This is a genomic window from candidate division KSB1 bacterium, assembly GCA_022562085.1.
Taxonomy (GTDB): Bacteria; Zhuqueibacterota; Zhuqueibacteria; order Oceanimicrobiales; family Oceanimicrobiaceae; genus Oceanimicrobium.
Genome location: JADFPY010000175.1, coordinates 1 through 8,964, shown reverse-complemented (window position 1 = coordinate 8,964; position 8,964 = coordinate 1). Strand labels below are relative to the sequence as shown.

The 8,964-nt window shown below is 43.5% G+C and carries 8 protein-coding genes and 1 pseudogene; 3 read left to right on the top strand and 6 right to left on the bottom strand.

What is annotated here, in order from left to right:
- Window positions 1-31: 31 nt before the first annotated feature.
- The 3 genes and pseudogenes from IH879_14190 to IH879_14180 form a co-directional block, all read right to left on the bottom strand.
- Window positions 32-112 (bottom strand): annotated as a pseudogene (locus tag IH879_14190) (NAD-dependent epimerase/dehydratase family protein).
- Window positions 113-144: 32 nt separating this feature from the next.
- Complete coding sequence (locus IH879_14185; protein MCH7676084.1) at window positions 145-1,500, bottom strand: GHKL domain-containing protein; 1,356 nt, start codon at window positions 1,498-1,500, stop codon at window positions 145-147.
- Window positions 1,490-2,866 carry a sigma-54-dependent Fis family transcriptional regulator gene (locus tag IH879_14180; protein MCH7676083.1) on the bottom strand — a complete coding sequence of 459 codons (1,377 nt, stop codon included), beginning with the start codon at window positions 2,864-2,866 and terminating at the stop codon, window positions 1,490-1,492. Before IH879_14180 ends, IH879_14185 begins: the two co-directional genes overlap by 11 nt.
- Window positions 2,867-3,207: 341 nt before the next feature.
- On the opposite strand from IH879_14180, the gene IH879_14175 reads away from it, so the two are divergent.
- Genes IH879_14175 through IH879_14165 form a run of 3 tightly spaced genes read left to right on the top strand, consistent with a single transcriptional unit; the run spans window position 3,208 to window position 5,581 of the window.
- On the top strand, window positions 3,208-4,461 hold the full coding sequence (locus tag IH879_14175) for an HlyD family efflux transporter periplasmic adaptor subunit (protein MCH7676082.1): 1,254 nt from the start codon (window positions 3,208-3,210) through the stop codon (window positions 4,459-4,461).
- An 8-nt stretch (window positions 4,462-4,469) separates the two neighbouring features.
- Window positions 4,470-4,844, top strand: a complete 375-nt coding sequence (locus tag IH879_14170) for a four helix bundle protein (protein ID MCH7676081.1) — start codon at window positions 4,470-4,472, stop codon at window positions 4,842-4,844.
- Window positions 4,845-4,891: 47 nt separating this feature from the next.
- Window positions 4,892-5,581: an ABC transporter ATP-binding protein gene (locus IH879_14165; GenBank protein MCH7676080.1), complete on the top strand. Its 690-nt coding sequence runs from the start codon at window positions 4,892-4,894 to the stop codon at window positions 5,579-5,581.
- 28 nt (window positions 5,582-5,609) lie between these two features.
- On the opposite strand, the gene IH879_14160 is transcribed toward IH879_14165, so the two are convergent.
- The 3 genes from IH879_14160 to IH879_14150 all read right to left on the bottom strand — a co-directional run bounded on the left by IH879_14160 (window position 5,610) and on the right by IH879_14150 (window position 8,850).
- On the bottom strand, window positions 5,610-6,815 hold the full coding sequence (locus IH879_14160) for an amidohydrolase (protein ID MCH7676079.1): 1,206 nt from the start codon (window positions 6,813-6,815) through the stop codon (window positions 5,610-5,612).
- 230 nt (window positions 6,816-7,045) lie between these two features.
- On the bottom strand, window positions 7,046-8,173 hold the full coding sequence (gene menC / locus IH879_14155) for an o-succinylbenzoate synthase (protein ID MCH7676078.1): 1,128 nt from the start codon (window positions 8,171-8,173) through the stop codon (window positions 7,046-7,048).
- A 425-nt stretch (window positions 8,174-8,598) separates the two neighbouring features.
- The gene (locus IH879_14150; protein ID MCH7676077.1) at window positions 8,599-8,850 is read right to left on the bottom strand and encodes a hypothetical protein; all 252 of its coding nucleotides are present in this window, start codon (window positions 8,848-8,850) and stop codon (window positions 8,599-8,601) included.
- Window positions 8,851-8,964 lie beyond the last annotated feature (114 nt).

Here is an 8,964-nt window from a genome sequence, read left to right as displayed (position 1 = left end):
GTTGGTACTGATCTGAAGAAATAATTCGCTACAATCCTTCCACACAGTCATCAATATAACAAAAGCTTCTGGTTTGTTTTCCATCTCCATGAATTGTCAAAGGTTCTCCTTTTTTCTAAAAAAAACAATTTTTGTGGTTCTTTTTTAAAACCTGAGTGTAAAAACGGTCGTTTCGTTCGGTTTTGATTGCATGCTGATTGAACCGCGATGCAAACGCATGATCTGCCTGGACAAACTGAGACCGATCCCGGAACCCTCTTCTTTCGTCGTGAAAAAGGGAATGAAAATATTGTCCTGAACATCTTTTGGGATGCCCGGGCCGTTGTCTTCTAACTGGATAATAATGTGTCCCCTGTCGTTTATTTTTGATGACAGATCAATTTTTCCATTTGGTTGGCGGTCGATTGCCTGGATGGCATTTTTTAAAATGTTGATCAAGATTTGTTCGACCAATTCTGAGTCAGCAGTTAATTCAAGGTCCTTTGGCACAACTTCGATTTTACATTGAATTTTCTTTTTCGAAATTTCAGTCTGCATGAGTTGATGCACACGTTCTAATAAGTCGAGCACGGAAAAGTTAGTAAAATCCGGTGTCGGTATTCGGGTGAGTCCGCGGTAAGCCTCCACAAAATGAAGAAGCCCTTCACTGCGTTTTTGAATTGTTTTTAACGCCCCCTCAATGTCGCTTTTAGATTCTTCGCTTAATTCTGGCTGAGATGTTTGAGCATCGAAATTGATTGTCTCGTTAACGGTTGAGGCAAGGGAAGCGATTGGCGTTACCGAATTCATTATTTCATGGGTGAGAACTCTGATAAGCTGCTGCCAGGCCTCCAACTCTTTTTCCTCGAGTTCACTTTGAATATTCTGCAACGAGACCAAAGTAAAGTTCTGCTCTCTCATTATAAATTCTGTTGCGCTGATGGATAGGTTTGACGGCTCGTTGCCATCATGAATTTTAATCAGAGCCTTTTGGCCGGTTTTCATCTTTAGCAAAGTATTCATTAAGGGCTTGCTTATTTTATTTAAATCACGAATGTTTTTTAGACTTGGAAGTTTAAGAAGCCGCTTTGCGGCGGTATTAAACAGCTCAACTTTGCCGTCACTTTGAAATGCAATGAGTCCGATTCCAACATGCTGCACAATCGTTTGTAAGTACCGAAAGTGTTCTTCTTTTTCAGCCCGCGTCCTGTGAAACTTTTGGATGATTTCATTGAAGGCTTTTTTTAAATCATCGAAAGAAGATCCCAACCCCAAACCTAAAAATGTTTGTGAGAAGTCTTCATGTTTTATCGTCAAGAGAAACCGATTTAAATCACGGTTAGTTTTCTCAACATAATAAATCAAAGCATAGATTTGATAGCAAATGGTCAGTCCAATGATGAAAATCGTGGCATACAGCCGACTTTCAGTGCTGAAAAGAAGGTGAAAGAAAAGGTAGAGGGTGCCGCCGATGAGAAGGACACGCACCACCACCACAAACCGAAATCGTTTATAGACCATACTTTTCCAACCGGCGGTAAAGTGAGGTACGCGTTAAACCCAATTCCCGGGCTGCTTTGCTAATGTTTCCGGAATGTTTGGCAATCACTTTTTGAATGACGGCTTTTTCGACGTCATCCAGGTTTAACTTGTCAAAAGTTAAGCTGGCCTCTTTACTTTCGGGAGTCGTAAAGAAAAAGTCGGAAGGCTGCAGTACCTGAGTTTCGCTCATGATCACGGCTCGCTCAATTGCATGCTGCAGCTCACGAATATTTCCCGGCCAGTGATATTTTTCCATCTTTTTTATCACGCCCGGGCTTATTCGTTTCTGGGTTTTTTGGTACTTTTTTGAATAGTCGGTGAGAAAATAGTCTACCAAGAGTGAGATGTCTTCGTGCCGTTCTCGTAAAGCGGGCAGTTTGATTTCTACCGTGTTAATTCGATATAGCAAGTCCTGCCGAAATTCGTTTGCTGCAACCAATTCGTGAATGGGTCTATTCGTCGCACAAATTAACCGCACATCAATAGCTTTGGCAATATTCGAGCCCAGGCGTGTCACCTGACGATTTTGAATGATTGTTAGAAGTTTCGCCTGCAAAGGTAAAGGCAGGTTGCCGATTTCGTCGAGGAAGAGAGTGCCGCCGGACGCAATTTCAAAGCGGCCGGCGCGATCTTCTTTTGCATCGGTGAAGGCGCCCTTAACGTGACCGAAAAGCTCGCTTTCGAAAAGCGTTTCGCTGATCGCGCCCATATCAACGCTGATGAAAACTTCTTTTGCCCTGAGCGATTGCCGATGCAGTTCCCGTGCAACCAGCTCCTTGCCCGTGCCGTTTTCTCCTAAAATCAAAATGTTTGCCTCGGTTGAGGCAACTTTTCCAATTGTCGAAAAGACCTGATTGATGGCGTCACTTTCGCCAATAAATTCTTGAAAGTTTTGATCTAAATCTGCATTTAATTGCTGCTGCTTGGAGCGTAGCCGGTCAACCTCAACGCGACTTTCCCGTAAATTCATCGCTGCCGAGAGGGTCGCCAAAAGTTTTTCGTTCTGCCACGGTTTTAAGACAAAATCGCTTGCTCCCTCTTTTATCGCCTTAACTGCGAGCTGAACGTCGCCGTAAGCCGTAACCAGAACGACAACAGCAGCCGGATCGAGTTCGAGAATTTTATTCAACCAAAGAAATCCTTCGTTGCCGCTGCTGGCACCGCGTGCAAAATTCATATCCAAAAGAATAACATCGTAGCTCTCGTTCAAAAGTTGGGCCGGGATCTCTTTGGGGGTTTTTATTGTGTTTACTAAAACGAAGTGCTTTTTTAGAAATAACCGGGCCGCGAGAAGGATATCTTCGTCATCGTCTATGACAAGGATTTTTGCGAATTTTTTGTTCATGTTTTCCGGGTTTTGTGTTTTAGTTAGATAAATCTATAAGCAAGTTAAATGCCAGCATCCAAACTGACATTTCGGTGAAGTTTTTTATAGCTCATGGTAAGGATAAAGTTTAGTCTTAAGGTAAGTAAATAAAGCTCTTTAGGTTAGAAGAATCAAGTAATTTCTACTTTTAAAACCTCAGCCGTCGTTTCAGTCTAAATTGTCCGCTTGCGAACACTTACTGTAATACCAGCGTATACTTTGTCAAACCGTATCTATCGGCATAGGCGCAAGTCAAAACTGGCACATCTCTTGCCTGATAACTATTTGAATTGAAAATTGAAAGAGGCATTTTTATGGGAATGGATCGAAAAATTGAAAAAAGGAAGTGGCCGCCAAAAAAAATTGCCGGTGTCTCATTTGCCGGCCTATTTCTTATTTTCGTGGTTTCTATTTTTCCCTGGGATACCAGTTCAAAGTTAAATGTTGAAACCCAGAAAATCACCATCGCAACTGTAGAGCGAGGTCCGTTTCAGGAATTCATTCCGGTGACCGGCTCTGTGCTGCCTATAAAGACAATTTTCCTGGACGCAATTGAAGGCGGACGGGTAGATTCCATTTTTATTCAAGCGGGCAGTTTTGTTGAAGCCGGGGATAAGATTGTGCGATTAGAGAATCGGACGCTGCACATTCAAATTATGTCGCAGGATGCCCAGGTAGTCGAGCAGCGCAACCTTTTGACCAGCACCCGCTTTAATATGGAGCAGAATCGGATCAATTTACGTCACCGGCTTATCGATCAGGAGTATCAAATCCGGCGTTTGAAACGGCTGTATGACCGTCGAAAAAAATTGCTCGAGCAAAATTTAATTTCACAGGAAGAATTTGAAGCAACAAAAGATGAGTACGAGTATCAACTCAAACGTCAAAATTTGAACGTCGAATCCTTTAAGCAAGACTCACTTTTTCAAGAAGTTCAGATAAAGCAGCTGGATAATTCGCTCATTCGTTTGGAGCAAAACCTTGGTGTTGCCAGAACAAGGTTGGATGACTTAACAATGAGAGCGCCGATTAGCGGCCAGCTTACCTCGTTCAATGTGGAGTTCGAGGGAGAATTCATCACTGCCGGGCAGCGCCTGGGGCAAATTGATGAATTGGACGGATTTAAAGTGCGCGCCGGCATTGATGAACATTATCTGGCACGTATTGAAAAGAGTTTGCATGGTGAATTTGATTTCGCGGGTCAATCCTACGCATTAGTTACTAGCAGAATTTACCCGGAAGTTCGCGACGGCAGATTTGAGGTAGATTTGGAGTTTGTCGGAGAGGAGCCGGAAGGCATTCGTCGCGGCCAGACCCTGCATATTCGATTAGCTCTCGGGGATCTTTCAGAAGCTGTGCTCATTCCCCGCGGCGGCTTTTATCAAAAGACCGGCGGCCAGTGGATTTATATTGTGGATGACGCAGGCGACTTTGCTGTGAAAAGGAAAATCCGTTTGGGCAGGCAAAACACGCAAATGTTTGAAGTGCTGGAAGGGTTGGAGCCCGGAGAGCGGGTCGTGACATCGTCTTATGACAGTTTTGGGGATATTGATAAATTGGTCCTGAAGAACTGATATCATCTATGAAGGATTTTAGAGACTTACTTTTATGGCACAACTGCCGTCATTTGATTCTTGAATTGTTTCAGATCACCAGCACTTTTCCGGAACCAGAATCAAATGGCCTGGCAAACCGGATTCGAAAGACCTGTGTCGCAATTACTTCAAATATTGCGAGGGCTTTTAAAATGCCTCATGAATTGAGAAGATCGGATTTCCTTAATTTAGCAATTTCATCAGCTGAAAAGTTAGAAATAGATTTACACAGTGCAAAAGAAAAAAAACTATTAAACAGTCTGAGTTTTGAACATTTCGCCCAAGAGATTGACGAGATAAAAAAAGTACTTTCAACTTTTAGTCATAACCGAGCATTAACTTTGCAATTCGAACCCAATTGACATTTTATCGGAAGAATCAGAATTTCAACAAAAACTGGGAGTAAAAAATGATTAGAACCAAAGATCTTAAAAAACTTTACATCACCGAGGATGTTGAAACGACCGCTTTAAATAATGTGAATATAGAAATTAAAGCCGGTGAATTTGTGGCCATCATGGGTCCGTCAGGCTGCGGAAAATCGACCTTACTGAATGTGCTGGGTCTACTGGATAATCCGTCCGGCGGTGAGTACTATTTTGTAGATCAGGAAGTATCGGACTACTCTGAAAGACAACGCGCCAATTTAAGAAAAGAAAATATGGGGTTTGTTTTCCAGAGTTTTAATTTGATTGACGAATTAACTGTTTACGAAAATGTTGAGCTGCCTTTGCTATATCTGGGTTATTCCAGCGCTGATCGTAAAGAGCGGGTCAGTGAGGTTCTGGAAGAAATGCAGATTATGCATCGCAAGAAGCATTTCCCGCAACAGCTTTCCGGAGGACAGCAGCAGCGTGTAGCTGTGGCCCGTGCCGTCATTGCAAAACCAAAACTCATCCTCGCAGATGAGCCCACCGGAAACCTCGATTCTGCGCACGGCGATGAGGTGATGAATTTATTGACCGAGCTCAACGAAAACGGTACGACTATCGTGATGGTTACACACTCCCCCGCTTATTCAGAATACAGCCACCGTGTGATTCACTTGTTTGACGGCGGCGTGGTTACGGAAAATATTAAAGAAAAGTTTCATGTATAGACGACTAAACGTCGTAAAGTAGGCTTCTTTATTTTCTTGGCGGAGCAACAGCCCTGGACGCCACTCGCGCCGTCTCTGCTAACACAGCAGCGCCGACAAATATACTTTCCTCGGCAGCATGAAATTTCGAAGAGTGGGCAGGAATAATTTCACCGCCAGGCTCTCTTGCGCCAATCCGAATAAAGCACCCGGGTATTTTTTCCATGTAGCAGGCAAAATCCTCACCCCCCATATTCAACATGCCAAAGGGGACAAGCGCTTCTTTACCCAGCAATGCGGATACAGCTTGCCGCGCCCAGCTGATAGGTTCTGCGGGATTATTTATAGGCGGGGTTCCGTATTCTGATTTTATATTACATTTTAATTTAAATGTTTCAGCAATTGAGTTGGCGATATTTTTGACTTCTGAATGCAAAAGGTTTCTGGTCTCTGGATCAAAAGAACGAATGGTTCCCATCAGCATCGCTGTTTCCGGAATGATGTTGGGTGCACTTCCAGCTCTAACCATTCCTACAGTTACAACACCGGCCTTCCCCGGGTCAAGTCTGCGTGAAACAATTGTTTGTAAGGTTGAAATGAGTGCGGCCATTCCAACTACCGGATCATTTCCTTCCTGCGGTCTGGCGCCATGTGCACCTTTTCCGACCAGTTCAATCTCGAACATATCGGCTGAGGCGGCGACTGTACCTTCGTCCGCCACAACTTGTCCAACTTCAAACCGCCGGTCGACATGGGCGCCCAATATCGCTGAAACTTTGTCCAAAATACCTGTCTCTAAAATTGCCTTCGCACCTTTGGCAATTTCTTCGGCAGGCTGTAAAATGATGAGTACATCGCCTTCGGCGGGATCCTTTGCAAGTAGATGAGCTGCACCTACTGTCCAGGTTGCATGCACATCATGGCCGCAAGCATGCATGACGCCATCGTTTTGTGAAGCGAATTCAAGACCCGTTGCCTCCTGAATAGGCAGGGCGTCGATGTCGCCCCGAACGGCTACTGTGGGACCTCCGGGATTTCTCCCTTTTATTCTGGCAACAACACCCGTTCCCGCAACTCGAACTAATTCCACTGGATTCAACTGTGCTAATTCGTCGTAGAGCTTTTGTGAAGTTCTTTCTTCTTTGAAAGACAACTCGGGATTTTGATGAAGATCTCTGCGCAAGCGGATAAGACTTTCCTGCACTTCTTTTGGAAAATGTTTCTTCAGCTCTTGGGGAATATTTGACTTGCTCATATCAAAATTTGTTAATACTGATTAACCAAAAACTTCATTTTTTTCGTTTTATCTGAATGTGCGACCTCTTGGAAACTAAGTTTTTTTTGCCGTGAAGCTAAAAAATAAGGGCATAACTTCTGTAGTTTCAAAAAGTGCGTCGCACATTTATCTCTGATTGACGGAAAACTCAATTTTTCAATGTCTTTGTCCCGACCTTCGGGATTCTCTGCAAAGCAATCTTCCGGTAATTAAGACCCCGAAATAGTTTCGCTGCGAACGGTTACGTTTTCAATGCGGTTGCGATCGACAGTCACTCCCATCCCCGGTCGATTGAGGGGAACGGTTACCATGCCGTCTTTATCCATTGTCCACTCTGGAGTTACAATGTCCTGTTCCCAGTAACGAGAACTTGGTGAGATGTCGCCCGGCAGAAGAAAATTTGGCAAACTGGCAAGGGCAACATTGTGCGCTCTGCCGATTCCGCTTTCGAGCATACCGCCGCACCAGACCGGAATGTTATTTTTAGCACAGAAATCATGTATCGTTTTTGCAGGCGTAAAACCGCCAACTCTGCCCGGCTTTATATTGATGATCTTGCCACTGCCAAGCGTTACCATGTCTTCAGCCTTCGCCTGACTGGTAATTGACTCGTCCAGGCAAATTGGCGTTTTAAGCAGCTTTTGCAAAGCTGCATGCTGCACGAGATCATCCCAGGCCAGAGGCTGCTCAATCATGATCAGACCAAATTGATCGAGTTGTTGCAACCGGTCGATGTCCCGCAAGGTGTAAGCATTGTTAGCATCGACCATTAAAGGCGCTTCGCTGCCCACTGCTTCACGAACTGCGCTCAGGTATTCAATGTCCGTTCCTGGCTTGATTTTTATTTTAACTTTGCCGTATCCCTGGGAAAGCGATTCTTTTACTTTTTTAATAAGCGCATTTGGGCTCTTCTGAATTCCAAGCGAAATACCGGTCGCAATTTTTGTGCGAGTACCTCCGAGAAGCTGAGATAATGGCACGCCTTGCTTTTGGGCCGCCAGTTCCCATGCACCCATTTCAACCGCGGCTTTGGCCATGTTATGTCCACGAAAGTCTTGTTCCAAAACAGGAGCTATCTCTTCGGGTGAGTTGAATTTCCTGCCAAGTATCCGGGGGATCACCCATTCACGTAAAGCCAGCCAGGAAGTGTCGATCGTTTCCGGCGAATAGTTCGGCATTGCTGCCGCCACGCATTCCGACCAACCTTCAACTCCATCAACATCTTCGAATTGTAGGATGAGAATTCTGCGTTCATATTCAACACCTGATGATATCTGGAATGGTTCCTTTAGAGGAAGTCTGATTTCGCGGAGAGTTATTTTTTTTATTTCGATCATAGTATAAATTCGTAACTCAATTGTCCTCAATTGAGATCGCAAGCGAGTCCGCTTGCCTTACAGACTTATAATTTCATCGTTTAACCAATAATGTGGCCAACCATTGTAGCTCTCAACCAAACGCGCCTTAACCGGATTGTTCAATACATAAGCTATAACGCAATTTAGCTCTCTTTCATCTCTAACACAATGATCATAGTTTTCGTGATGCCAAAACTCCGTTTCTATTTAAAATCCTGTTTGCCTGATGAGCAGTAAACCCTTTGTGTTTTTGCATTATTTCAGCCGGCGAATAGGGCATATCATCTTTTTTATTTCGAGGTTTCAAAATCGTATGAACATGGTTTGCCATAACCAGTGAACAAAACAAATCATACAATTTCTGATGATTAAAAAGTAAACTTTCAATTATTAAGTTAGCAATTTCAGGATTTTTGAGCCACTGCGGCCCCTTCCGCATATTTATCCAGGAAGCTATCTTCAATGTCAAAAAGAATCTTATTATATTTTGTTTCTTGAATTCGCTTGTCTTTTTCAGTTAAGCGTTTGAGTTTATCATTGATTTCATTTTTTCTATTTTCCAACTCATTTAGAATTACTTTTGGTAGACTGAATGCAAGTCTAAAAGTAATAAAGAAAATGCCTTCATTAGTAACTGATAAGTAATCTTCTGCCATACTCGATAAAAGCATTCGAGCACAAGCTTTTTGGCAAGAAATGAAAATTCAAATCCAAAAAAGCAAAGATTTCAACAAACCAGGCGCAAAGGGATCGCAAAGAAAAACCATTTG

Excerpts from the sequence above, each read along its gene's own strand:
- IH879_14165 (MCH7676080.1), top strand. The coding sequence starts at position 4,892 with ATGATTAGAACCAAAGATCTTAAAAAACTTTACATCACCGAGGATGTT.
- IH879_14150 (MCH7676077.1), bottom strand. The coding sequence starts at position 8,850 with ATGGCAGAAGATTACTTATCAGTTACTAATGAAGGCATTTTCTTTATT.
- IH879_14180 (MCH7676083.1), bottom strand. The coding sequence starts at position 2,866 with ATGAACAAAAAATTCGCAAAAATCCTTGTCATAGACGATGACGAAGAT.
- IH879_14185 (MCH7676084.1), bottom strand. The coding sequence starts at position 1,500 with ATGGTCTATAAACGATTTCGGTTTGTGGTGGTGGTGCGTGTCCTTCTC.
- menC (MCH7676078.1), bottom strand. The coding sequence starts at position 8,173 with ATGATCGAAATAAAAAAAATAACTCTCCGCGAAATCAGACTTCCTCTA.
- IH879_14175 (MCH7676082.1), top strand. The coding sequence starts at position 3,208 with ATGGATCGAAAAATTGAAAAAAGGAAGTGGCCGCCAAAAAAAATTGCC.
- IH879_14170 (MCH7676081.1), top strand. The coding sequence starts at position 4,470 with ATGAAGGATTTTAGAGACTTACTTTTATGGCACAACTGCCGTCATTTG.
- IH879_14160 (MCH7676079.1), bottom strand. The coding sequence starts at position 6,815 with ATGAGCAAGTCAAATATTCCCCAAGAGCTGAAGAAACATTTTCCAAAA.